This window comes from Modestobacter sp. VKM Ac-2983 (assembly GCF_026967885.1).
GTDB lineage: Bacteria > Actinomycetota > Actinomycetes > Mycobacteriales > Geodermatophilaceae > Modestobacter.
In genome coordinates this window covers 130,675-153,648 of record NZ_JAPVBK010000005.1, presented here as the reverse complement: position 1 = coordinate 153,648, position 22,974 = coordinate 130,675, and the positions used below count along the sequence as shown (strand labels likewise).

Genomic DNA, 22,974 nt, shown 5'->3' with positions numbered 1-22,974 from the left:
TGCGGCCCGGCCGGGACGGTCGCCCACCCGACGGCGTGTCACCATCGGCGCGCCATGGACAGCACCCCCGCGCGCCCCTCCGTCACCCCGCTGCCGCTGGCCGAGGACGGCTACCCGGCGGCCGGTGGGGTGACCCGCCGTGCGGCCGGCCCGGCCGAGTCCGCCCGGGCCAACCGGGGTTGGTGGGACGCCGCCGCACCGGCCTACCTCGCCGAGCACGGCAGCGACCTCGGCGACGCCGACTTCCTCTGGTGCCCCGAAGGGCTGCGGGAGGCCGACGCGCACCTGCTGGGCGAGGTCGCCGGGCGCCGGGTGCTGGAGATCGGCTGCGGGTCGGCAGCCTGCGCCCGCTGGCTGCGCACGGCCGGCGCCTCACCGGTCGCCTTCGACGTGTCCGGGGGCATGCTCGCCCGCGCGGCGGAGCTGAACCGGTCGACCGGCATCGACGTCCCGCTGCTGCAGGCCGACGCGGGGGCGCTGCCCCTGGCGGACGCGAGCGTGGACCTGGCCTGCTCGGCGTTCGGCGGCCTCCCCTTCGTGGCCGACGCGCAGGCCGTGCTCGCCGAGGTCGCCCGGGTGTTGCGGCCGGGTGGCCGGTTGGTCGCCTCGGTGAACCACCCGATGCGGTGGCCGATGCCCGACTCCCCCGATCCCGCCGACCTGCGCGTCGTCTCCTCCTACTTCGACCGCGCGCCGTACGTGGAGACCGACGAGGCCGGGACGACGGTCTACGTCGAACACCACCGCACGATCGGCGACTGGGTGCGGGCCGTCGTCGGCGCCGGGTTCGTCCTGCGCGACCTCCTCGAACCCGAGTGGACGCCCGGGAGGACCGAGACCTGGGGGCAGTGGTCCCCGCAGCGCGGGGCGCTGATGCCCGGGACGCTCATCCTGGTCTGCGACCTGCCCGGCTGAGGTGCCGGGCCGGCCGTCGACCTGCCGATCGGGGCGCGGACCTGCCAGGCTGTCCGGCGTCACCAGCCCCGCCCGGTGACGCCGGACCGGAGCGAGGGAGCCGCGCGGTGGACCAGAGTGCACAGTCCGTCCTGGGCGATGCGACCGAGAGCGCCGTGGTGGTGCTGGTCCCGGACGCCGACCCGCTGGTCGACCCACACCGCCAGCAGTTCGACGTCTCCGCGTCCTGGGGGGTCCCGGCCCACCTGTCGGTGATCTACCCCTTCGTCACCCCACGCCAGGTGGACGACGCCGTGCTGGCCGGTCTGGCCGACGTCCTCGCCGCCGAGGCGCCCTTCGACTGCACGTTCACCAAGACGGCGTGGTTCGGCGACGAGATGCTCTACCTGGTCCCCGAACCCGACGAGCCCTTCCGGCGGCTGACCCGCATCGTCGCCGAGGCGTTCCCCGACCACCCGCCCTACCGGGGCGCGCACGGCGATCCGGTGCCGCACCTGAGCATCGGCCAGCGCCGGCAGGGCGACCTGGCCGGACTGGAGCAGGCCCAGGAGGTGCTGTGCGCGGCGATGCCGCTGCGCACCCGCATCGACACCGCCGCGCTCTACGCCGGCACCCGGGAAGCCGGCTCCTGGCACCAGGTCGCGAGGTTCCCCCTGGGCCGCCCCGCCCGCTGACCGCCCCCGCGGCCTCGCTCAGTGGGCGGCGTCGTCCCAGCTCGTGCCGAAGCCGACCGAGACCTCCAGCGGCACCGACAGCTGGGCCGCGCCGCCCATCTCCCGCCGCACCAGCGCCTCCAGGGTCTCCCGCTCACCCGGCGCCACCTCGAGCACCAGCTCGTCGTGGACCTGCAGCAGCATCCGAGAGCTCAGCCCCTCGGCCGCGATCGCCCGTTCCACGTTCAGCATCGCCACCTTGATGACGTCGGCGGCCGACCCCTGGATCGGGGCGTTCAGCGCCATCCGCTCGGCCATCTCCCGGCGCTGCCGGTTGTCACTGGTCAGGTCGGGCAGGTAGCGGCGGCGGCCCAGCGTCGTCTCGGTGTAGCCGGTCTGCCGGGCGTCGTCCACCACCCCGTCCAGGTAGTCACGGATGCCGCCGAACCGCTCGAAGTAGGCGTGCATCTGACCGCGCGCCTCCTCCGGGGTGATTCGCAGCTGCTGGGACAGGCCGTAGGCGCTCAACCCGTAGGCCAGGCCATAGCTCATCGCCTTGATCCGCCGGCGCATCTCCGGGTCGACCTGCTCGATCGGGATGTCGAACGCCCGCGACGCGACGAAGGAGTGCAGGTCCTCCCCCGAGGTGAACGCCTCGATCAGGCCGGCGTCCTCGGACAGGTGGGCCATGATCCGCATCTCGATCTGGCTGTAGTCGGCGGTCATCAGCGACTCGTAGCCGCTGCCGACGACGAACGCCTGCCGGATCCGGCGGCCCTCGGCGCTGCGGATCGGGATGTTCTGCAGGTTCGGGTCGGTCGAGGAGAGCCGGCCGGTCGCCGCGATCGTCTGCTGGTAGGTGGTGTGCACCCGCCCCACCTCGTCGACCATCGGGATCAGCCCGTCGATGACGGTGCGCAGCCGGGTGACGTCCCGGTGCCGCAGCAGGTGCTCCAGGAAAGGGTGCCCGGTGGAGGCCAGCAGCGAGGTCAGGGCCTCGGCGTCGGTGGTGTAGCCGGTCTTGTTCTTCTTCGTCTTGGGCAGGCCGAGCTCATCGAAGAGGACCGCCTGCAGCTGCTTGGGCGAGCCGAGGTTGATCTCCTTGCCGATGACCGCGTAGGCCTCGTCCGCCGCCTCGGTCACCGCGGCGGCGAACTCGCGCTGCAGTTCGCGCAGGGAGTCCAGGTCCGCGGCGATGCCCCGGTGCTCCATGGCCGCGAGCACGCGGGTCAGCGGCAGCTCGATGTCCCCGAGCAGCTGGTCGCCGCCCTTCTGCCCGAGCACCTGCTCCAGGGCGTCGGACAGGTCGTTGACCGCCACCGCCTTGAGGACGTCGGCGTGCGCGGCCGCCGCGGCGACGTCCTCCTCCGAGGGCCCGAGCCCGTCGAGGGTCAGCTGGCCCTCCGGCTCGGCGGCGTCCTTGAGCTCGCGACGCAGGTAGCGCACCGCCAGGTCGCCGAGGTCGAACGACCGCTGCCCGGGGTTGACCAGGTAGGCCGCGAGCGCGGTGTCGCTGACCATGCCCTGGAGGTCCCAGCCGCGGCTCCAGATCGCCAGCAGCGGGCCCTTGACCTCGTGCACGACCTTGGGGGTCGCCGGGTCGGCCAGCCAGCCGGCCAGTGCCTGCTCGTCGGCCGTGTCGAGGTCGGGGCCCAGGTCGACGAAGGTGGCGTGGTCGTCGGCGGCGGCCAGCGCGAGGCCGGTGAGCTCGCCGACACCGCGGCCCCAGGTGCCCCGGAAGACGACCCCGGTGTGCCCGGTGCGCGCGTGCGCGGCGAGCCACCCGGCCAGGTCACCCGGGGCCAGCCGGTCGGCGGTCACCTCGAAACCACCGTCGACCTCCGGCTCCGGGGTGGCGAGCGTGGCGAAGAGCCGGTCCCGCAGCACCCGGAACTGCAGGTTGTCGAAGAGGGTGTGCACCTCGTTGCGGTCCCAGGGCTGGACGGCCAGGTCCTGCGGCCCGACCTCCAGCGGGACGGCGCGGTCCAGCTCGGTGAGCCGGCGGTTCTGCAGCACCGAGGAGAGGTGCTCCCGCAGCTTCTCCCCGACCTTGCCCTTCACCGTGTCGACCTGGTCGACCAGCGCGTCGAGCGACCCGTACTCACGCACCCACTTGGCGGCGGTCTTCTCCCCCACGCTCGGGATGTTGGGCAGGTTGTCGCTGGGGTCGCCGCGCAGTGCGGCGAAGTCGGGGTACTGGGTGGGGGTGAGGCCGTACTTGGCCTCCACCTCCTCGGGGGTGAACCGGGTGAGGTCGGAGACGCCCTTGCGCGGGTAGAGCACCGTCACGTGTTCGTTGACCAGCTGCAGCGCGTCCCGGTCGCCGGTGCAGATCAGCACGTCCATGCCCTGCTCGACCGCCTGCACGGTGAGGGTGGCGATGACGTCGTCGGCCTCGTAGTTCTCCGCGGTGATCACCGGGACGTGCAGCGCACCGAGGACCTCCTGCACCAGGCTCACCTGGCCGCGGAAGTCGGTCGGGCTCTCGGCGCGGTTGGCCTTGTAGTCGGCGTAGATCTCGCTGCGGAAGGTCTTCCGGCTGACGTCGAAGGCCACCGCGAGGTGGCTGGGCTGCTCGTCGCGCAGCACGTTGATCAGCATCGACGTGAAGCCGTAGACGGCGTTGGTCGGCTGCCCGGTGGTGGTCGAGAAGTTCTCCACCGGCAGGGCGAAGAAGGCCCGGTACGCCAGCGAGTGGCCGTCGAGCAGCAGCAGCCGCGGACGGGCCCCGGGGGCCGGGTCGGAGGCGGACGCTGTGCTGCTGGCTGGGGTGCTCACCGGTGCGGACATCGACCACGAGCTTAGGGGCGGCCACCGACGGTCCGGCCCGGTGCACGAGCCGACCGGGCACCGCCGGTGGCTACGGTGCGCGGATGACCACCGCGCGTCCGGACTGGCTGCCGTTCGACACCCAGGGGCCCCTGGACGACAAGCTCGGGATCCAGATCACCGACTACACCCCCGACCGTCTGGTGGCGACCATGCCGGTCGCCGGCAACGAACAGCCCTTCGGCCTGCTGCACGGCGGGGCCACCTGCGCCCTCGCCGAGAGCATCGGCTCGTGGGCGGCCGTGCTGCACGCCGGGCCCGGCGGGACGGTGGTCGGCATCGAGCTGAACGCCAGTTACCTGCGGGCGGCCACCTCCGGCCTGGTCACCGCGGTCTGCACGCCGGTCCGGCGGGGCCGCACCCTGGCGACCTTCCTGATCGCGGTGAGCGACGAGGCCGGCCGGCCGACCGCCAGCGCCCGGCTCACCTGCCTGATCCGCCCCGCGCGCTGAACCCGGAGCGGGACTGCCTGCACCCGCTCCAGGGAAGGGGCGGGGCCGTGCGCCCGGGCGACACGTCGTCCCCGGACTACCGGCGAGTAGCACATCGGCGTGTCGCAGAAGGGTCACAGTGTGTCCCAGCAGGTCGATCCCCGTAACAGCGGTGGGTTACTGTCCCGGCTCACATCCAACGGCTGGGAGGTCGAGTGACGCACGCGCCCCACCGTGCCGCGAGGTGCGGGGAACGCAGCACCACCCGGGAGGACCCACCCGGACGCCGGCGGAGCCCACGCCGGTGGCGCAGCGCCCACCGTCCACTGGTGCTGGCCCTGCTCGTCGCCGCCTTCGGGATGGCCTTCGCCACCCTGGTGCCCGGCGTCGCCTCTGCGGCCGAAGCAGGCGAGCAGGTGCGCGGCACCCTGCAGACCAGCCTGAGCGGTCCGATCGAAGGGGTCACCGTCGAGGTGGCCACCCCCGACGGCGAGACCGTGGACACCGTCCAGACCGGCGAGGACGGCCGCTGGGAGGTCGACCTCCCGGGTCCCGGCCAGTACGTCGTCAGCGTCGACCCCGACGACCTGCCGGAGGGCGTCGAGCTCAACGGCGAGCCCAGCCGGACCGTCACCGTGGACGCCGGGCGCGCCCAGCCGGTCAACATCGGCCTGAACGACGGCAGCCGCAACGACGGGGGCGGCACCATCCGCGCCGTCCAGCTGTTCGTCGACGGCCTGCGGTTCGGGCTCCTGATCGCGATGGCAGCGGTCGGCCTGTCGCTGATCTACGGCACCACCGGGCTGACCAACTTCGCCCACGGCGAGCTGGTCACCATCGGCGCCATCGCGGCCTGGTACATCAACGTGCAGGGCGGGGTGCCGCTCATCCCGGCGGCCCTGCTGGCGATGGTGGTCGGCGGTGTCGTGGGCGCCCTGAACGAGCTGATCATCTGGCGGCCGCTGCGGCGGCGCGGCACCGGGCTCATCGCGGCGCTCGTCGTCTCGATCGGCCTCTCGCTGGCGCTGCGCTACACCTACCAGATCTTCTACGGCGGGTTCTCCAACCCCTACGCCGACTACCAGGGGCAGCGGGCGCGCAGCTACGGCCTGTTCACCCTGCAGGACCGGGACATCGCCTCGATCGTCATCGCGGTCGTCGTGCTCGTGCTGGTGGCGCTCATGCTGCAGCGCACCAAGATCGGCAAGGCGATGCGGGCGGTCTCGGACAACCGGGACCTGGCGGCGTCCTCCGGGATCGACGTCAACCGGGTGGTCCTCTTCGTCTGGGTGCTCGGCGGTGCGCTCGCCGCCCTCGGCGGCGTGCTCCTCGGCCTCTCCGACCAGGTCCAGTGGGACATGGGCTTCCGGCTGCTGCTGCTGATGTTCGCCGGGGTCACCCTCGGTGGGCTCGGGACCGCCTACGGCGCCCTGCTCGGCAGCCTCATCGTCGGCGTCTTCGTGCAGATGTCCACCCTCGTCATCCCGAATGACATGAAGTACGTCGGAGGGCTGCTCCTCTTGATCGTCATCCTCGTCATCCGTCCCCAGGGCATCCTGGGCAGCCGGGCCAGGATCGGCTGACCGATGGCCGACCTCCTCAACGCGTTCGCGATCGCCGGCAAGGCGTTCTTCGGGTTCCAGGCGATCTTCTTCGCCCTGCTCGCCATCGGGCTCAACGTGCACTTCGGGTACACGGGCCTGCTCAACTTCGGCCAGATCGCCTTCGCCATGCTCGGCGGGTTCGGCATCGCCATCTCGGTGAGCCTGTGGGGGATGCCGTTCTGGGTCGGCGTCATCGTCGGGGTGCTCGCCGCCGTGGTGCTCGCCCTGCTGCTGGGCCTGCCCACGCTGCGCCTGCGTGCCGACTACCTCGCCATCGTCACCATCGCCACGGCCGAGGGGCTGAGACTGGTCTTCCGATCGGTCTCCGCCACCCCGGTCACCGGTGGCACCCGGGGCCTGTCGGCCTTCAACCGCGACTTCATCGCGCTGGCCCCCTGGGACACCGGCCGCCGGTACAACCTGATCGGCACCACCTGGAGCGGCAGCGAGCTCTGGGTCGTCACCATCGGGTGGATCCTGGTGGCGCTGTGCTCGCTCCTCGTCTGGGCGCTCATGCGCTCCCCGTGGGGCCGGGTGGTGAAGGCGATCCGGGAGGACGAGGACGCCGTCCGCTCGCTGGGCAAGAACGTCTACGCCTACAAGATGCAGGCCCTGGTCCTCGGCGGGGTCTTCGGCGCATTCGGCGGCATGGTCTACGCCGTCGGCACCGGTTCGGCGATCCCCGACCAGTACCAGAACGCCAACACCTTCCTGGCCTACGCGGCGCTGATCCTGGGTGGTGCGGCGCGGGTGCTCGGCCCGGTCATCGGGTCCATGCTGCTGCTGTTCATCCTGCAGTTCGCCGACACCGGGCTGCGCTCCCTGATCGCCAACGGGGTCATCCCCGCGGAGCTGCTCTCCTCGACCGACGTCGCGCAGCTGCGCTACGTGCTGGTCGGGATCGGGCTCATGCTGTTGTTGGTGTTCCGGCCCCAGGGCATCTTCGGTGACCGACGAGAGGTGATGCTCGATGCCCGCTGACCCCGCTCCCCACGGCGCGCACGCCGCATGGTCCGACGAGGCCACGATCCCGGCCGGCGCCGCGGCTCCGGCCGGCGCCACGCGCGCCCGACCCACCCGGGTGGCCCAGGCGGCCCTCCGGGACGTCCCCTGGGAGGTCGGCGTCGCCAAGCCCGACCCGGCGATCGTCGTCGACCACGTCACCCGCACGTTCGGTGGCCTCACCGCGGTGTCGGTCGACCACCTGGAGATCCAGCGCGGCGGGATCACCGGGCTGATCGGGCCCAACGGTGCCGGGAAGACGACGCTGTTCAACCTGCTCACCGGGTTCGACCAGCCCAACACCGGCACCTGGTCGTTCAACGGCCGCGACCTGGGCAAGCTGAGCCCGCACCAGGTCGCCCGGCTCGGCGTCGTCCGCACCTTCCAGCTGACCAAGGCGCTGTCCCGACTCACCGTCCTGCAGAACATGCTGCTCGGCGCCCAGGGACAGAGCGGGGAGAGCTTCCTCCGCGCCCTCGTGCCCGGCACCTGGAAGGCGCAGGAGAAGGCCAACACCGAGCGGGCGATGGACCTCCTCCGGCGGTTCAAGCTCGACGCCAAGAAGGACGACTTCGCCGGCAGCCTGTCCGGCGGCCAGCGCAAGCTGCTCGAGATGGCCCGCGCGCTCATGAGCGAGCCGCAGGTGGTCATGCTCGACGAGCCGATGGCCGGGGTGAACCCGGCGCTGACCCAGAGCCTGCTGGGCCACGTCAAGGACCTCCGCGAGGAGGGCATGACGGTCATCTTCGTCGAGCACGACATGGACGTCGTCCGGGACATCAGCGACTGGGTCGTCGTCATGGCCGCCGGCAAGGTCATCGCCGAGGGCGCGCCGGACTCCATCAGCCAGAACAAGGCCGTCGTCGACGCCTACCTCGGCGCACACCACGACGCCCCGCTGTCCGAGGAGGAGGAGGACCGCTTCCTCGCCGAGGACCAGGCGGCCGAACGTGCCCGGCGCGAGGACGTCATCAGCTCCGACCGGGGCCGCAAGAGGAGGACACGACGATGAGCACCGCCGACGTACCAGGTCCGCCGGAGGACCGCCGGTTCTCGGTCCCGGAGTCCGAGCAGGACCGGCCGGTCGCCGAGGAGCCCGGGGCCGCCACCGCGACGACCATGTCGCCCGCGGAAAAGGCGGCCACCCGGCAGGAGCACCTGCGGCTCGCCGAGGGGGCCCTGGTCCGCGCCGACGACCTGGTCGCGGGCTACGTGCCCGGGGTCAACATCCTCAACGGCTGCGACTTCTACCTCGCCGACGGCGAGCTGGTGGGGATCATCGGCCCCAACGGCGCCGGCAAGTCCACGCTGCTCAAGGCGCTGTTCGGGCTGATCCCGGTCCGGTCCGGCGGGGTGACCCTCCGCGGGGAGGACATCACCTCGGCCCCGGCCCACCGGCTGGTCTCCCTGGGTGTCGGCTACGTCCCGCAGAACAACAACGTGTTCCCCTCGCTCACCATCGAGGAGAACATGCAGATGGGCGTCTACCTGCGTCCGAAGTCGTTCAAGGAGCGCTTCGACTACGTCGCCGAGCTGTTCCCCCTGCTCGGTGACCGGCGGAAGGGCAAGGCCGGCGCCCTCTCCGGTGGCGAACGGCAGATGGTCGCGATGGGCCGCGCGCTGATGATGGACCCCTCCGTGCTGCTGCTCGACGAGCCCTCCGCGGGTCTCTCCCCGGTGCTGCAGGACGAGGTGTTCATCCGCTGCCGGCGGATCAACGCCACCGGCGTCTCGATCATCATGGTCGAGCAGAACGCCCGGCGGTGCCTGCAGATCTGCCACCGTGGCTACGTGCTCGACCAGGGCCGCAACGCCTACACCGACACCGGCAAGTCGCTGATGAACGACCCGAAGGTGATCGAGCTCTACCTGGGGACCCTCGCCAAGGCCCAGTGACAGCACGACGACGGCCGGTCTCCTCTGGGAGGCCGGCCGTCGTCGTCCCCGGAGCCGCCGGGCGAGGCAGACTCACCCGGTGCTCCTCCTCGTCCACCTGATCGCGGTCAGCGCGTACGCCGGCTTCCAGTGGACCGTGCGGGGGCTCGTCTACCCCCAGTTCGACCAGGTGCCCACGGCTGCCTTCCCGGCCTACGAGCGTGCGCACCAGCGCCGGGTGGCCCGGGTGGTGGGGCCCCTCTTCGCCGCACAGGCGGTGACCAGCGGCTGGCTGCTCGTCGACCGGCCGGCCGGGACGCCGTGGGGCCTGGCCGTCGCCGCGGCCACGGTGACCGCCCTGGTCCTGCTGGTGACCGCGCTGGGCGCCGTGCCGCTGCACCGCTGCCTGGACGCCGGCTGGGACGCCGCCGTCCACCGCCGGCTGCTCCGCGTGGACGCCGTGCGGGTGGGCCTGGCGAGCGCCGGCGTCGTCCTCGCCGTGCTGCTGGTCGACTGAGGCACTCCCACTGTGCCCCGCACAGCACTGCGGCCCGGCACCTCGAGGGTGCCGGGCCGCAGCCTGGAACGGTGGGACTGCCTCAGCGCTGCACGATCACAGCGCCTCGTGCCTCAGCTCAGCGCTGGGGCCCGATGCCCTGGGCGTTGAGGCCCTGGATGATCCGCGAGGACTCCTCGAACCCGATGACCACGACGGCGTCAGGGTTGAAGTCCACCATCTGCTGGACCTCGGAGTCGAAGTTCGCCGCCTGCGGGTCGTAGGTGACGTACTTGATGCTGTCCTCGGACAGACCACCGGCGATCAGGTTGTCGCGGGTGTTCTCGGCCAGACCCGTGCCGTACGGGTCGTTGATCGCCAGGATGCCGACGGTGTTGTTGCCGTCCTCGGCGATCAGGTCGGCCAGCGCACGGGCCTGCAGCGTGTCCGGGGGCGCGGTGCGGAAGTACAGCCCGTTGTCGTTGTACTCGGTGAACTGGTCGGAGGTGTTCGCCGGCGAGATCTGCAGGACACCGGCACCGGTGATGGTGTCGATGACCGTGAGGCTCACCCCGGACGACGCGGCACCGACGATGGCGTCGACGTTGGACTGCAGCAGCCGGTCCACCGTCTGGGTCGCGGTGTCGGTCGAGGCGTCACCGGAGTCACCCTCGACGAGCTGCACCGGCTGGCCGAGCACGCCACCGGCCTCGTTGATCTCGTTGACCGCCAGCTGAGCAGCGGCGACCTCGGGCGGGCCGAGGAAGGCCAGGTTCCCGGTCAGCGGCAGCAGGGTGCCGATCACCAGGGGGTCACCCGTGGCGCCCGCCGGCGCGTAGGCCGGGCCCTCGTCGGTGGCGGCGTTCGCCTCGTCACCGGCGATGACGAAGTCGGTCGCCTCGTCGTCGAGCGCATTGTCCTCACCGAACTGGAGGATGCCGAAGCTGGCCTGGGCCGGCTCGCCGGCCTCGGCGAAGCTCAGCGGCCCGCTGACACCGTCGTAGTCGACGTTGCCGCCGGCGTTGATGATCTCCACGCAGGCGCTGTAGCTGTCGCAGGCCTCGCCACCGAAGGTCAGCCCGTTGAGGTACGGCGCGAACACGGTGGCGTCGCTGCTGCCGGCGGCCTGGGCCGCCAGCGCGGTCAGGATGACGGCGTCGTAGGTCTCACCGGCGTAGTTGTAGTCCTGCAGGTCGGGGTCGATCGCGAGCAGCCGGTCGGTGAAGTCGCCGGAGAGCTCGGTCAGCGGCGTGGTGCCGCTCATCCCGACGAGCGCACCCTCGTCCGAGAAGTCCTCGCCGAGGGCGTTGCCCATGTTGCCGTCGGTGCCGTAGATCTTGACCTGCTTCTCGCCGCTTGCATCCTCAGCAGCGGTACCGCCGTCCTCGTCGCTGCCGCCACAGGCGGTCAGCGCGAGGAGGGCAGCACCGGAGAGGGCGGTCGCGCGGGCAAACGTGCCTGTGCGCATCAAGGAACTCCCAGTGAGGTGTGTGCTCCACGCTCCCCGGCAGGCTCCATTGCCTGTCGGGGAGCCGATCAGTGCGGAGAACCTAACTGCCGGTCGGGCAGGCCGGACCACCCTCGACCGCACCGTGATGGGGTTGTGACCTGCACGTTGCGCAGTCGCCACACCGTCGACGGGTGCGACACACCGGCGCAACGCGCCGGGGACTCTGCCCCGGCGAGGCGCTCAGGAGTCGGCGGGAGCGGTCGGGCTGGGTTCCCCGGTCGGCTGCGCGTCGGTGGACAGGATCGCCTGAGCCAGGGCCTTCATCGACGTGCGCTCGTTCATCGCCGTCCGCTGGATCCAGCGGAAGGCCTCGGCCTCGGTCATGCCGCGCTCGGACATGAGCCGGCCCTTCGCCTGCTCGACGACCTTGCGGGTCTCCAGCCGCTCCTTGAGGTCGCTCACCTCGGCGTCCAGGGCGTGCATCTCCTGGAACCGGCCCACCGCCACCTCGATCGCGGGCACCAGGTCGTTCTTGGAGAACGGCTTCACCAGGTAGGCCATCGCACCGGCGTCCCGAGCGCGCTCGACGAGCTCCCGCTGGCTGAAGGCCGTCAGCACGATCACCGGCGCGATCCGCGCAGCGGCGATCTGCTCGGCCGCGGCGATGCCGTCGAGGACGGGCATCTGGACGTCGAGGACGACGAGGTCCGGGCGCAGCAGCTGGGCCTGCTCCACGGCAGCCTGGCCGTCGCCGACTTCGGCGACGACGACGTAGCCCTCCTCCTCCAGCATCTCCTTGAGGTCCAGGCGGATGAGGGCCTCGTCCTCAGCGATGAGGACCCGGGTCGGTGCGTTGGTCACCGGGTGATCCTATCGGCCGCGAGCGGCCGGACCTCGCCAGATACCCTGCTGCTCACCCGGTTGAGCTGGCCCCCGTACCCCAATCGGCAGAGGGAGCGGATTCAAAACCCGCGCAGTGTGCGTTCGAGTCGCACCGGGGGCACCGAAGTACCAGTACGAACTGCAGCGAGTCACAAGCCCGCGCAGTGTGCGTCCGAGTCGCACCGAGGGGCCGAAGGACCAGCACGCGACGGGTCTCGTCGCGCCGCCTATGTTGGCCCCGTGACCGGCCACATGACCCCAGAGGAGTTCCGCCAGCACGGCCACGAGGTCGTCGACTGGATCGCCGACTACTGGACGGGCATCGCCGAGCACCCGGTCCGGTCGCGGGTCTCCCCCGGCGACGTCCGGGCCATGCTGCCGACGACCGCCCCCGAGCAGGGCGAGCCGGTCTCCGCCGTCCTGGCCGACCTGGAGCGGATCGTGCTGCCCGGGCTGACGCACTGGCAGCACCCCGGTTTCTTCGGCTACTTCCCGGCCAACACCTCCGGCCCGTCCGTCCTCGGTGACCTGCTCTCCGCGGGCCTCGGCGTCCAGGGCATGTCCTGGGTGACCAGCCCGGCCGCCACCGAGCTCGAGCAGCACGTCATGGACTGGTTCGCCGACCTGCTCGGCCTGCCGGGGTCCTTCCTGTCCACCGGCACCGGCGGCGGCGTGGTGCAGGACTCCAGCTCCGGGGCCAACCTGGTCGCCCTGCTGGCGGCCCTGCACCGGGTGAGCAAGGGCGCGACGCTGCGACAGGGGGTCCGCCCGGAGGAGTTCACCGTCTACGTCTCCGCCGAGACGCACAGCTCGATGGAGAAGGCGGCCCGGATCGCCGGGCTGGGCACCGATTCGATCCGCGTGGTCGAGGTCGACTCCGAGCTGGCGATGAGCCCCCGGGCGCTCCAGCAGCGGCTGGAGCGGGACCTCGCCCGCGGGTTCGTCCCGGTGCTCGTCTGCGCGACGGTCGGGACCACGTCGACCACCGCGATCGACCCGCTGGCCGAGATCGGCCCGATCTGCCAGCGCTTCGGGGTGTGGCTGCACGTCGACGCCGCCTACGCCGGGGTCGCCGCCGTGGCCCCGGAGCTCCGTCGGCTGCAAGCCGGCGTCGAGTGGGCCGACAGCTACACCACCGATGCGCACAAGTGGCTGCTGACCGGCTTCGACGCGACGTTGTTCTGGGTCGCCGACCGGGCCGCGCTCACCGGGGCCCTGTCGATCCTCCCCGAGTACCTGCGCAACGCGGCCACCGACACCGGCACGGTCGTCGACTACCGCGACTGGCAGATCGAGCTGGGCCGCCGCTTCCGGGCCCTCAAGCTGTGGTTCGTGGTCCGCTGGTACGGCGCCGAAGGACTGCGGGAGCACGTCCGCGGCCACGTCGCGCTCGCCCAGGAGCTGGCCGGCTGGGCTCAGGCCGACGACCGGTTCGACGTCGTCGCCCCCCACCCGCTGTCGCTGGTCTGCCTGCAGCCGCGCTGGGCGCGTGGCGTGGACGCCGACGTCGCCACCATGACCCTGCTGGACCGGCTCAACGACGGCGGCGAGGTCTTCCTGACGCACACCACCGTGGCCGGCCGGGCGGTGCTGCGGGTGGCGATCGGCGCCCCGGCGACCACCCGGGCGCACGTGGAGCGGCTGTGGACGTTGCTGCGCGAGGGCCACGACTGGCTGGCCAACGACTTCGCCGAGCAGCAGGCCGAGCAGCGGGCCCGCGAGCAGGCCGAGCGTCAGGCCGCCGCCGCAGCGGCCGCCGCTGAGCAGGCGGCCGCGGCGGAACAGGCCGCGGCCGAGCAGGCTGCAGCTGAGCAGGCGGGCGCAGCTGCCGAAGCAGACGCGGCGGCCCCGGAGACCGAGCCGGCGGCAGCGAGCACGCCCCCGGACGCCGAGAGCCCGACCGCGCAGACCGCCGAGATCGAGACAGCCGGGACCACGGACACCGAGACCCCGACCGTGGAGACCCCCGCCGCAGGCGACGAGACGGCCGCCCAGGCGGAGGCGCAGACGGACCTGCACGCCGCGGACCCGGAGCACCCGGCCCGCTGACCCGGCGGCCGTCATGCGGTCAGCGGGGTCTCCGGAGGCCGGTCACCCCGCTGAGTGCACAGCCGGCACTTGGAGCTGCGGCGTCAGCCCAGGGAGCGGATCAGGCCCTCCTGGGCCACGGTGGCCACGTGCGTGCCGTCGGCGGCCCAGATCTGACCGAAGCACAGCGCGCGCCCACTGGCGGCCGCGGGGCTGTCGGTCTCGTAGAGGAACCACTCGTCGGCGCGCACCGGCCGGTGGAACCAGACGGCGTGGTCGAGGCTGGCGCCCACGATCGACCCGCTCCAGCCACCACCATTGCGGGCCAGCCCGGCCGACAGCAGCGTCAGGTCGCTGACGAACGTCAGCGCGGCCGCGTGCACGTGGTCGTCGTCAGGGAGCCGGCCGGCCACCCGGAACCACACCCGGAAGGCGGTGTCCGGGGGCAGCCGGGGCTGCGGGTCGAACGGGTCGGCGAGGTACCGCTGCTCCACCGCCCGCCCGATCGCCGCGGACGCAGCGCCCTGGTCGGGGTGCGCTGCGGTCACCTCGGCGAGACCGGGCAGGCCGTCGGGCCCGGGCACCTCGGGCATCGGCAGGGAGTGCTCGACCACGGCACGCTCCCCCGCGGTGAAGTCCGCGGTCAGCGCGAAGATCGCGACGTCCTCCCCCTTGCGGGTCTGCCGGGCCACCACCCGTCGGGTGCTGAACGAGCGACCCTCGCGGATGCGGTCGACCTCGTAGCGGATCTCCTCGTGCGGGTCCCCGGGGCGCAGGAAGTACGAGTGCAGCGAGTGCACCACCCGCCCCGGCCCGACCGTCGCGTTCGCGGCGGTCAGGGCCTGCGCGGCGACCTGTCCGCCGAAGATCCGCTGCAACGGCGTGCTGGGGGTCTGGCCGACGTAGACGTCCGGACCTCGCTCCTCCAGGTCCAGGACGAGCATCAGCTCCGCAGCCGGGGTCTCCCCCGGCTGCGCGACCCCGGCCGTCACGCCTCGGTCCCCACCTCGTGCACCCGCACCAGGTTCGTGGAGCCGGCGGTGTTCGGCGGGCTGCCGGCCACGATGACGACCTTGTCGCCCTCCTTGAGCCGGCCGATGGACAGCAGCGAGAAGTCGACCTGACCGACCATGTCGTCGGTGTGGGTCACCTCCGGGACGAGGAAGGTCTCCACGCCCCAGGACAGCGCCAGCCGGCTGCGAACCGCCGGGTCGGTGGTGAAGGCGAGGATCGGCAACCGGGTGTGCAGCGCGGCGAGCAGCTGGGCGGTCTTCCCGGTCAGCGTGAAGGCTGCCAGGGCTGCGACGTCGAGGGCCTCACCGATGTCCTTGGCGGCCCGCACGATCGCCCCGGAGCGCTGCCGCGGCGGCACCAGCAGCTCGGGTACCCGCACGGCGTCGGACTCGACCGCGTCGATGATCCGCTCCATCGTCTTGACCGCGACGACGGGGTACTTGCCCACCGAGGTCTCCCCCGACAGCATGACCGCGTCCGCGCCGTCCAGGACGGCGTTGGCGACGTCGGAGGCCTCGGCCCGGGTGGGCCGGGAGGCGCTGATCATCGACTCGAGCATCTGGGTGGCGACGATGACCGGCTTGTTCCGCTCCCGGGCCACCTGCACCGCGCGCTTCTGCACCAGCGGGACCTGCTCCAGCGGCAGCTCCACGCCCAGGTCTCCGCGGGCCACCATGACGCCGTCGAAGGCCTCGACGATCGCCTCGAGGTTCTCGACCGCCTCCGGCTTCTCCAGCTTGGCGATCACCGGCACCTCGACGTCCTCCTGGCGCATGATCTCGCGCACCAGCTCGACGTCCTTGGCGTGCCGCACGAACGACAGCGCGATGAAGTCGACGCCCAGGGAGAGCGCGAAGCGCAGGTCCTCGGCGTCCTTCTCCGACAGGGCCGGGACGCTGACGGCGACGCCGGGCAGGGACAGGCCCTTGTTGTTGGAGACCGGGCCACCCTCGAGCACCAGGCACCACACGTCGGGGCCGTCGACCTCCACCACGGTGAGGGCGAGCTTGCCGTCGTCGATCAGCAGGCGGTCACCGACCCGCACGTCGTTGGCGAGGTCCTTGTAGGTCGTGGAGACCCGCTCGGCGGTGCCCGGGACGTCCTCGACGGTCACGCACACCCGGCTGCCGGTGGCCCAGACGACCGGCCCGTCGGCGAAGGTGCCGAGCCGGATCTTCGGGCCCTGCAGGTCGGCCAGGATGGCGACGGCGCGGCCCACCTTGTCGGAGGCCTCCCGCACGTGCCGGTAGGCCGTCTCGTGGTCGGCGTGCTTCCCGTGGCTGAAGTTGAGGCGGGCGACGTCCATCCCCGCCTCGACGAGGGCGGTGATCTGGTCCAGGGAACCGGTCGCCGGGCCCAGAGTGCAGACGATCTTCGCGCGACGAGACATGAGGCAAAACTAGTCGCCCCTCGGGCGGGCACGGCGGACCGGGTCCGTCGTGTCCCCCCGAGGGGCAGCAGTCGTTCCAGACGTCTGACGTGCTGGAACGGCCCCTCCGCAGGGGCCCACGGCGTGCGGGGCGCGTCGTGGGGGGCGGAGGGGTCCTTCGTCAGCGCAGCGGGACGGCGTGCGGGGTGACCGGGCGGGGCAGCATCGAGTCGCCGGTCAGCCAGGTGTCGACGGCGGCGGCCGCGGCGCGCCCCTCGGCGATGGCCCAGACGATCAGCGACTGCCCGCGGCCCATGTCCCCGGCCACGAACACCCCGGGGACGCTGGACATGTACTCGTCGTCGCGCGCCACCCGGCCCCGCTCGTCCACGCCGCAGCCCAGTTCCTCGACCAGCCCGGTGGTCTCCGGCCCGGTGTAGCCCAGCGCCAGCAGCACCAGGTCGGCCGGCAGCTCCCGGGTGCTCCCGGGCTTGGGCCGGCGCTTGCCGTCGACCACCTCGACCTCGACGACCTCGATCGCCCGGACCCGGCCCTGCTCGTCGCCGAGGAAGGCCTCGGTGTTGACGGCGAACAACCGCTCACCGCCCTCCTCGTGCGCCGGGGAGACCCGCAGGACCATCTCGTAGGTCGGCCAGGGGTTGTCCTCCGGCCGCGTCCCCGAGGGCGCCGGCTTGTAGTCCAACTGGGCCACGCTCGCCGCGCCCTGGCGGTGCGCGGTGCCCAGGCAGTCGGCGCCGGTGTCACCGCCGCCGATGATGACCACGTTCTTGCCCTTGGCCGACAACGGCGGGTCGTCGAGCTCGCCGAGCGCCTCGCGGTTGCCGTGCGGCAGGTACTCCATGGCGAAGTGCACGCCGTCGAGCTCCCGGCCCGGCAGCGGCAGGTCCCGCGCCACCGGGGTGCCGATCGCCAGCACGACGGCGTCGTGCTCGGCCCGCAGCTGCTCGGTGCTCAGGCTGCCCCCGCTGCCGCCGACGGTGACGTCGGTGACGAAGCGGGTGCCCTCGGCGCGCATCTGGTCCAGTCGCCGGTCCAGGTGGCGCTTCTCCATCTTGAACTCGGGGATGCCGTAGCGGATGAGCCCGCCGATCCGGTCGTCCCGCTCGTAGACGGTCACCTGGTGCCCGGCGCGGGTGAGCTGCTGGGCGGCGGCGAGGCCGGCCGGCCCGGACCCGATGACGGCGACCTTCTTGCCGGTCAGCTCCGCCGGCGGCTGCGGGGTGACCCAGCCGTTGACGAACGCCTGGTCGATGATCTCCCACTCGATCTGCTTGATCGTGACCGGCGCGTTCTCCAGGTTGAGCACGCAGGCCGACTCGCACGGCGCGGGGCAGAGCTTCCCGGTGAACTCGGGGAAGTTGTTCGTCGCGTGCAGCCGCTCGATCGCCTCCTGCCAGTCGTCCCGGCGGGCGAGATCGTTCCACTCCGGGATCAGGTTGCCCAGCGGGCAGCCGTGGTGGCAGAACGGGATGCCGCAGTCCATGCAGCGCGCCGCCTGCTCCCGGACGGCCTGCACCGGGAAGACGGCGTCCTCACCCGTGTCGCGGGTCAGGTACACCTCCTTCCAGTCCAGCAGGCGTAGGTCGACCGGCCGCCGGGGCGGCAGCTCACGGTCGAACCTCAGGAACCCGGTGCTGTCAACCACGAGCTGCCTCCATCACGGCTCGGTCCACGTCGTAGCCGGCGGCCTCGGCGGCCCGTCGGGCCTCCATGGCACGCCGGTAGTCACGCGGCATGATCACGCTGAAACGGCCCGCCCAGCGGCCCCAGTCGGCCAGCAGGCTGGTCGCGACCGCCGAGTCGGTCGCCGCGCAGTAGCGCTCGAGGACGTCGCGCAGCCAGGCCGAGCCCTGCCCGTCCAGCGCCTCGACGTCCACCATCTCGGTGTTGACCCGGTGCCGGGCGAGGTCGAGCACGTACCCGATCCCACCGGACATGCCGGCCGCGATGTTGCGCCCGGTCGGCCCGAGGATCACCGCGGTGCCGCCGGTCATGTACTCCAGCGCGTGGTCACCGACGCCCTCGACCACGGCCAGCGCCCCGGAGTTGCGGACGCAGAACCGCTCCCCCACCCGGCCGCGGAGGAAGACCTCGCCCGAGGTGGCGCCGTAGCCGATCACGTTGCCGGCGATGACGTTGTCCTCGGCGGGGAAGCTCGCCTCCGGCGCCGGGCGGACGATGATCCGGCCGCCGGACAGCCCCTTGCCGACGTAGTCGTTGGCGTCGCCGACCAGGGTCATGGTGATCCCGCGGGGCAGGAACGCCCCGAAGGACTGCCCTGCCGACCCGGTGAAGGTCAGGTCGATGGTGCCGTCGGGCAGACCCTCCCCACCGAAGCGGCGGGTGACCATCGAGCCCAGCATCGTGCCGACGGTCCGGTTGACGTTGCGAACGGGGAGCTCGAGGTGCACCGGGCGGGCGTCGAGCAGGGCGCCCTCGCACAGCTGGATCAGCGTCTGGTCCAGGGCGACGTCGAGCCCGTGGTCCTGGTCGCGGACCTTGTGCCGCGGCGTGCCCTCGGGCAGCTCGGGCACGGCCAGGATCGGCCGCAGGTCCAGCCCGGAGGCCTTCCAGTGGTCGATCGCCGGCGCGACGTCTAGCAGTTCGGCGCGGCCGACCGCCTCGTCGATGGAGCGGAAGCCCAGCTCGGCGAGGTACCCGCGCACCTGCTCGGCCAGGAACTCGAAGTAGGTCACCACGAACTCGGGCTTGCCGGTGAACCGCTTGCGCAGCTCCGGGTTCTGGGTGGCGATGCCGACCGGGCAGGTGTCCAGGTGGCAGACCCGCATCATCACGCAGCCCTCGACCACCAGCGGTGCGGTGGCGAAGCCGAACTCCTCGGCGCCCAGCAGCGCCGCGACGATGACGTCCCGGCCGGTCTTCATCTGCCCGTCGACCTGCACCACGATCCGGTCGCGCAGCCCGTTGGCCAGCAGCGTCTGCTGGGTCTCGGCCAGGCCGATCTCCCACGGGATGCCGGCGTGCTTGAGCGAGGTCAGCGGCGCCGCACCGGTGCCGCCGTCGAAGCCGGAGACCAGGACGACGTCGGCCTTGGCCTTGCTGACCCCCGCCGCCACCGTGCCGATCCCGGACTCCGCGACCAGCTTGACGTGCACCCGCGCCTCGTTGTTCGCGTTCTTGAGGTCGTGGATGAGCTGCTTCAGGTCCTCGATCGAGTAGATGTCGTGGTGCGGCGGCGGGCTGATCAGCCCGACGCCGGGCGTGGAGTGCCGGGTGCGGGCCACCCAGGGGTAGACCTTGCTCCCCGGCAGCTGACCGCCCTCACCGGGCTTGGCGCCCTGGGCCATCTTGATCTGGATGTCGTCGGCGTTGACCAGGTACTCGCTGGTGACCCCGAACCGGCCGCTGGCGACCTGCTTGATCGAGCTGCGGCGCAGGTCGCCGTTGGGGTCGGCGGTGAACCGGTCGGGGTCCTCGCCGCCCTCACCCGTGTTGGACTTGCCGCCCAGCCGGTTCATCGCGATCGCCAGCGTCTCGTGCGCCTCGGCGGAGATGGAGCCGTAGCTCATCGCGCCGGTCTGGAACCGCTTGACGATCTCGCTGACCGGCTCCACCTCCTCCAGCGGGACGGCGGGCCGGGCACCGGTCCGGAGGGTGAACAGGCCGCGCAGCGTCGCCGCCTCGGCCGAGAGACCGTCGACGGTGTCGGTGTAGCGCTGGAAGACGTCGTACTGCCGGGACCGGGTGGCGTGCTGCAGCAGGAACACCGTCTCGGGGTTGAACAGGTGCACCTCGCCCTCGCGGCGCCACTGGTACTCCCCGCCGGTCTCCAGCCGCCGGTGCGCCGTCTCCGTGGGGTTGCTCGGGTAGGCGCGGCGGTGCCGCATCACGACCTCTTCGGCGAGCACGTCGAGCCCGACACCGTCGAGGGTGGCCGACGTCCCGGTGAAGTACTCGTCGACGACGGCCTTCGACAAGCCGACCGTCTCGAAGATCTGCGCCATCGTGTAGGAGCCGACGGTGCTGATGCCCATCTTGCTCATCACCTTGAGCACGCCCTTGCCCATGGCCTTGACCACGTTGCGGACCGCCTGGGCGGGCTGGACGCCGGTGAGCGTGCCGGTGCGGATGAGGTCCTCGACGCTCTCGAACGCCAGGTAGGGGTTGACCGCCGCCGCGCCGTAGCCCAGCAGCAGGGCGACGTGGTGGACCTCGCGGCAGTCACCGGACTCCACCACCAGGCCGACCTGCATCCGGGTGCGCTCGCGCACCAGGTGGTGGTGGACGGCGGCGGTCATCAGCAGCGACGGGATGGGTGCCCGCTTCTCGTCGCAGTCCCGGTCGGACAGCACGATGACCCGGGCGCCGGCCGCGATCGCCTTGCTGACCTTGGTGCGCAGGTCCTGGACCGCCTGGGCCAGGGCCGCGCCGCCGCCGGCGACGTCGAAGTGGCCGGTGATCCGCACGGCGGCGAAACCGGGCAGGTCGCCGTCGTCGTCGATGTGCAGGATCTTGGCCAGCTCGTCGTTGTCGATGACCGGGTAGGGCAGGAACAGCTGCCGGCAGGAGGCCGGGGTGGCGTCGAGCAGGTTCTGCTCGGGGCCGAAGGTGCGCCCGAGGCTGGTGACCAGCTCCTCGCGGATGGCGTCCAGCGGCGGGTTGGTGACCTGGGCGAACAGCTGGGTGAAGTAGTCGTACAGCTGCCGCGAGCGGTCCGACAGCGACGCGATCGGGGTGTCGGTGCCCATCGAGCCGATCGACTCCGCGCCGCTGGCGGCCATCGGCTGCACCAGGATGCGCAGCTCCTCCTCGGTGTAGCCGAAGAGCTGCTGGCGACGGACGACGGACTCGTGGCTGGGCCGCGAGCGACGCCGCTCGGGCAGCTGGGGCAGGTGCACCTGACCGGCGTGCAGCCAGTCGTCGTAGGGCTCGGCGCCGGCCAGGGAGCCCTTGACCTCCTCGTCGGAGACGATCCGCCCGGCGGCGGTGTCCACGAGGAACATCCGGCCCGGCTGGAGCCGGCCCTTGGCGACCACGTCGGCGGCCGGGATGTCGAGCACGCCGGCCTCGCTGGCCAGCACGACCAGGTCGTCCTTGGTGCGCCACCAGCGGCCCGGGCGCAGGCCGTTGCGGTCCAGGACGGCGCCGATCAGGCTGCCGTCGGTGAACGCCACGCAGGCCGGCCCGTCCCAGGGCTCCATGATCGAGGAGTGGAACCGGTAGAAGGCGCGGCGGGCCGCGTCCATCTCGTCGTGGTTCTCCCACGCCTCCGGGATCATCATCAGCACCGCGTGCGGCAGCGAGCGGCCCGACAGGTGCAGCAGCTCCAGCACCTCGTCGAAGGTCGCCGAGTCGCTGAAGTCGCTGGCGGTGACCGGGAAGATCCGCTCCAGGCCGAGCTCGCTGGCCGGGCCGGCCGGGCCGTCGAACAGCTCGGTCTCCAGCTTGGCCTCGCGGGCCCGCATCCGGTTCCGGTTGCCCTTGATGGTGTTGATCTCGCCGTTGTGGGCGATGAACCGGAACGGGTGGGCCAGCGGCCAGCTGGGGAAGGTGTTGGTGGAGAACCGGCTGTGCACCAGCGCGATCGCCGACTCGTACCGCTCGTCCTGCAGGTCGGGGAAGAACGCCGGCAGCTGGTCGGTGGTCAGCATGCCCTTGTAGGTGATCGTCCGAGAGGACAGCGAGGCGACGTAGCAGCTCGTGCCGGCGTCCCGGGCGGCGCGCTCGACCCGCTTGCGCAGCACGAACGCGCGACGCTCCAGCCGGGTGACCCCGTGCGGGGCGGCGGTGCCGCCGAAGGCGCGGGAGTCGGCGCGGGCACCGATGGTCTCGGCGACGAACAGCTGGGCGAAGTGCGGCATGACCCGCCGGGCGGTGGGCCCGAGGTCGGCGCCGTCCGGGTCGACCGGCAGCTCACGCCAGCCCAGGACGGTCAGCCCCTCCTCGGCGGCGAGCCCGGCGACGGCGTCCACGACGGAGGCCCGCTCGGTCTCGTCGGCGGGCAGGAAGGCGATGCCGACCGCGTACTCGCCCAGCGGCGGCAGGTCGAACTCGACGCTCTCCCGCAGCAGCCCGTCCGGGACCTGGGTCAGGATCCCCGCCCCGTCACCGGAGTTGGGCTCGGACCCCGCGGCGCCACGGTGGTCGAGGTTGTGCAGTGCGGTGAGACCGGCGGCGACGATCTTCCGGGAGCGACGGCCCCGGGCGTCGGCGACGAACGCGACGCCGCAGGCGTCGTGCTCGTTGGCCGGGTCGTACAGCCCGAAGGCGGCCGGGAGCGCGGAGAACGGCACGGCCGGTGTGGATGCGGCCGGGGACGGCGATCCCGCGGAGGGGGCGGCGAGGTCAGACATGTCACTCCCGTCGTCGGCTGGCCGCGGCGCCGCCCTCCGCCCGGGGGCCGGGTCGGCGGGTGGCGCTGGTGCGGGGGGTCGCAGACCCCGC

16 protein-coding genes and 1 tRNA gene are annotated in these 22,974 nt (G+C 72.2%); 10 read left to right on the top strand and 7 right to left on the bottom strand.

Annotated elements, in window-relative coordinates:
- Positions 1-54 precede the first annotated feature (54 nt).
- Positions 55-915, top strand: coding sequence for a class I SAM-dependent methyltransferase (locus O2W18_RS19455; protein WP_269189084.1), 861 nt, complete (start codon positions 55-57; stop codon positions 913-915).
- A gap of 107 nt (positions 916-1,022) precedes the next feature.
- Positions 1,023-1,589, top strand: coding sequence for a 2'-5' RNA ligase family protein (locus O2W18_RS19450; protein WP_269189083.1), 567 nt, complete (start codon positions 1,023-1,025; stop codon positions 1,587-1,589).
- A gap of 18 nt (positions 1,590-1,607) precedes the next feature.
- Here O2W18_RS19450 and polA read toward each other — a convergent pair whose 3' ends face one another.
- On the bottom strand, positions 1,608-4,358 hold the full coding sequence (gene polA / locus O2W18_RS19445) for a DNA polymerase I (RefSeq protein WP_269189082.1): 2,751 nt from the start codon (positions 4,356-4,358) through the stop codon (positions 1,608-1,610).
- Between the two features lie 83 nt (positions 4,359-4,441).
- Here polA and O2W18_RS19440 point away from each other — a divergent pair, with 83 nt between their 5' ends.
- From O2W18_RS19440 to O2W18_RS19415, 6 genes are all read left to right on the top strand, one after another.
- Positions 4,442-4,849, top strand: a complete 408-nt coding sequence (locus O2W18_RS19440; RefSeq protein ID WP_269189081.1) for a PaaI family thioesterase — start codon at positions 4,442-4,444, stop codon at positions 4,847-4,849.
- A 308-nt stretch (positions 4,850-5,157) separates the two neighbouring features.
- A complete protein-coding gene (locus O2W18_RS19435) occupies positions 5,158-6,411 on the top strand; it encodes a branched-chain amino acid ABC transporter permease (protein WP_269189080.1) in 1,254 nt (417 codons plus the stop codon).
- A gap of 3 nt (positions 6,412-6,414) precedes the next feature.
- Entirely contained in the window at positions 6,415-7,413 is a 999-nt protein-coding gene (locus O2W18_RS19430) for a branched-chain amino acid ABC transporter permease (RefSeq protein WP_269189079.1), read from the top strand.
- Positions 7,403-8,446 carry an ABC transporter ATP-binding protein gene (locus O2W18_RS19425; RefSeq protein ID WP_269189078.1) on the top strand — a complete coding sequence of 348 codons (1,044 nt, stop codon included), beginning with the start codon at positions 7,403-7,405 and terminating at the stop codon, positions 8,444-8,446. Before O2W18_RS19430 ends, O2W18_RS19425 begins: the two co-directional genes overlap by 11 nt.
- Complete coding sequence (locus tag O2W18_RS19420; RefSeq protein WP_269189077.1) at positions 8,443-9,330, top strand: ABC transporter ATP-binding protein; 888 nt, start codon at positions 8,443-8,445, stop codon at positions 9,328-9,330. The genes O2W18_RS19425 and O2W18_RS19420 overlap by 4 nt, the downstream gene beginning before the upstream one ends.
- Before the next feature lie 79 nt (positions 9,331-9,409).
- On the top strand, positions 9,410-9,826 hold the full coding sequence (locus tag O2W18_RS19415; RefSeq protein WP_269189076.1) for a DUF1772 domain-containing protein: 417 nt from the start codon (positions 9,410-9,412) through the stop codon (positions 9,824-9,826).
- Positions 9,827-9,944: 118 nt separating this feature from the next.
- Here the strand turns inward: O2W18_RS19415 and O2W18_RS19410 are convergent, their stop codons facing one another.
- Together O2W18_RS19410 and O2W18_RS19405 are read right to left on the bottom strand one after the other, a co-directional pair.
- Positions 9,945-11,273 (bottom strand): ABC transporter substrate-binding protein, encoded by a 1,329-nt coding sequence (locus O2W18_RS19410; RefSeq protein ID WP_269189075.1) that lies wholly within the window; start codon positions 11,271-11,273, stop codon positions 9,945-9,947.
- Positions 11,274-11,495: 222 nt separating this feature from the next.
- A complete protein-coding gene (locus tag O2W18_RS19405; RefSeq protein WP_269189074.1) occupies positions 11,496-12,116 on the bottom strand; it encodes an ANTAR domain-containing response regulator in 621 nt (206 codons plus the stop codon).
- 68 nt (positions 12,117-12,184) lie between these two features.
- Between O2W18_RS19405 and O2W18_RS19400 the strand changes: the two genes are divergently transcribed.
- A tRNA-Leu gene (locus tag O2W18_RS19400) sits at positions 12,185-12,258 on the top strand.
- Between the two features lie 119 nt (positions 12,259-12,377).
- Positions 12,378-14,186: a pyridoxal-dependent decarboxylase gene (locus O2W18_RS19395; protein WP_269189073.1), complete on the top strand. Its 1,809-nt coding sequence runs from the start codon at positions 12,378-12,380 to the stop codon at positions 14,184-14,186.
- A gap of 83 nt (positions 14,187-14,269) precedes the next feature.
- Here O2W18_RS19395 and O2W18_RS19390 read toward each other — a convergent pair whose 3' ends face one another.
- The 4 genes from O2W18_RS19390 to gltB form a co-directional block, all read right to left on the bottom strand.
- Positions 14,270-15,157 carry an acyl-CoA thioesterase gene (locus O2W18_RS19390; protein ID WP_269189072.1) on the bottom strand — a complete coding sequence of 296 codons (888 nt, stop codon included), beginning with the start codon at positions 15,155-15,157 and terminating at the stop codon, positions 14,270-14,272.
- A complete protein-coding gene (gene pyk / locus O2W18_RS19385) occupies positions 15,154-16,569 on the bottom strand; it encodes a pyruvate kinase (protein ID WP_269189071.1) in 1,416 nt (471 codons plus the stop codon). Before pyk ends, O2W18_RS19390 begins: the two co-directional genes overlap by 4 nt.
- Positions 16,570-16,729: 160 nt before the next feature.
- A complete protein-coding gene (locus O2W18_RS19380; RefSeq protein ID WP_269189070.1) occupies positions 16,730-18,214 on the bottom strand; it encodes a glutamate synthase subunit beta in 1,485 nt (494 codons plus the stop codon).
- The gene (gene gltB / locus O2W18_RS19375; RefSeq protein ID WP_269189069.1) at positions 18,207-22,883 is read right to left on the bottom strand and encodes a glutamate synthase large subunit; all 4,677 of its coding nucleotides are present in this window, start codon (positions 22,881-22,883) and stop codon (positions 18,207-18,209) included. Before gltB ends, O2W18_RS19380 begins: the two co-directional genes overlap by 8 nt.
- Positions 22,884-22,974: the final 91 nt, after the last annotated feature.

Coding starts and splice junctions, on each gene's coding strand:
- O2W18_RS19455 (WP_269189084.1), top strand. CDS start 55: ATGGACAGCACCCCCGCGCGCCCCTCCGTCACCCCGCTGCCGCTGGCC.
- polA (WP_269189082.1), bottom strand. CDS start 4,358: ATGTCCGCACCGGTGAGCACCCCAGCCAGCAGCACAGCGTCCGCCTCC.
- O2W18_RS19440 (WP_269189081.1), top strand. CDS start 4,442: ATGACCACCGCGCGTCCGGACTGGCTGCCGTTCGACACCCAGGGGCCC.
- O2W18_RS19430 (WP_269189079.1), top strand. CDS start 6,415: ATGGCCGACCTCCTCAACGCGTTCGCGATCGCCGGCAAGGCGTTCTTC.
- O2W18_RS19425 (WP_269189078.1), top strand. CDS start 7,403: ATGCCCGCTGACCCCGCTCCCCACGGCGCGCACGCCGCATGGTCCGAC.
- O2W18_RS19420 (WP_269189077.1), top strand. CDS start 8,443: ATGAGCACCGCCGACGTACCAGGTCCGCCGGAGGACCGCCGGTTCTCG.
- O2W18_RS19410 (WP_269189075.1), bottom strand. CDS start 11,273: ATGCGCACAGGCACGTTTGCCCGCGCGACCGCCCTCTCCGGTGCTGCC.
- pyk (WP_269189071.1), bottom strand. CDS start 16,569: ATGTCTCGTCGCGCGAAGATCGTCTGCACTCTGGGCCCGGCGACCGGT.
- gltB (WP_269189069.1), bottom strand. CDS start 22,883: ATGTCTGACCTCGCCGCCCCCTCCGCGGGATCGCCGTCCCCGGCCGCA.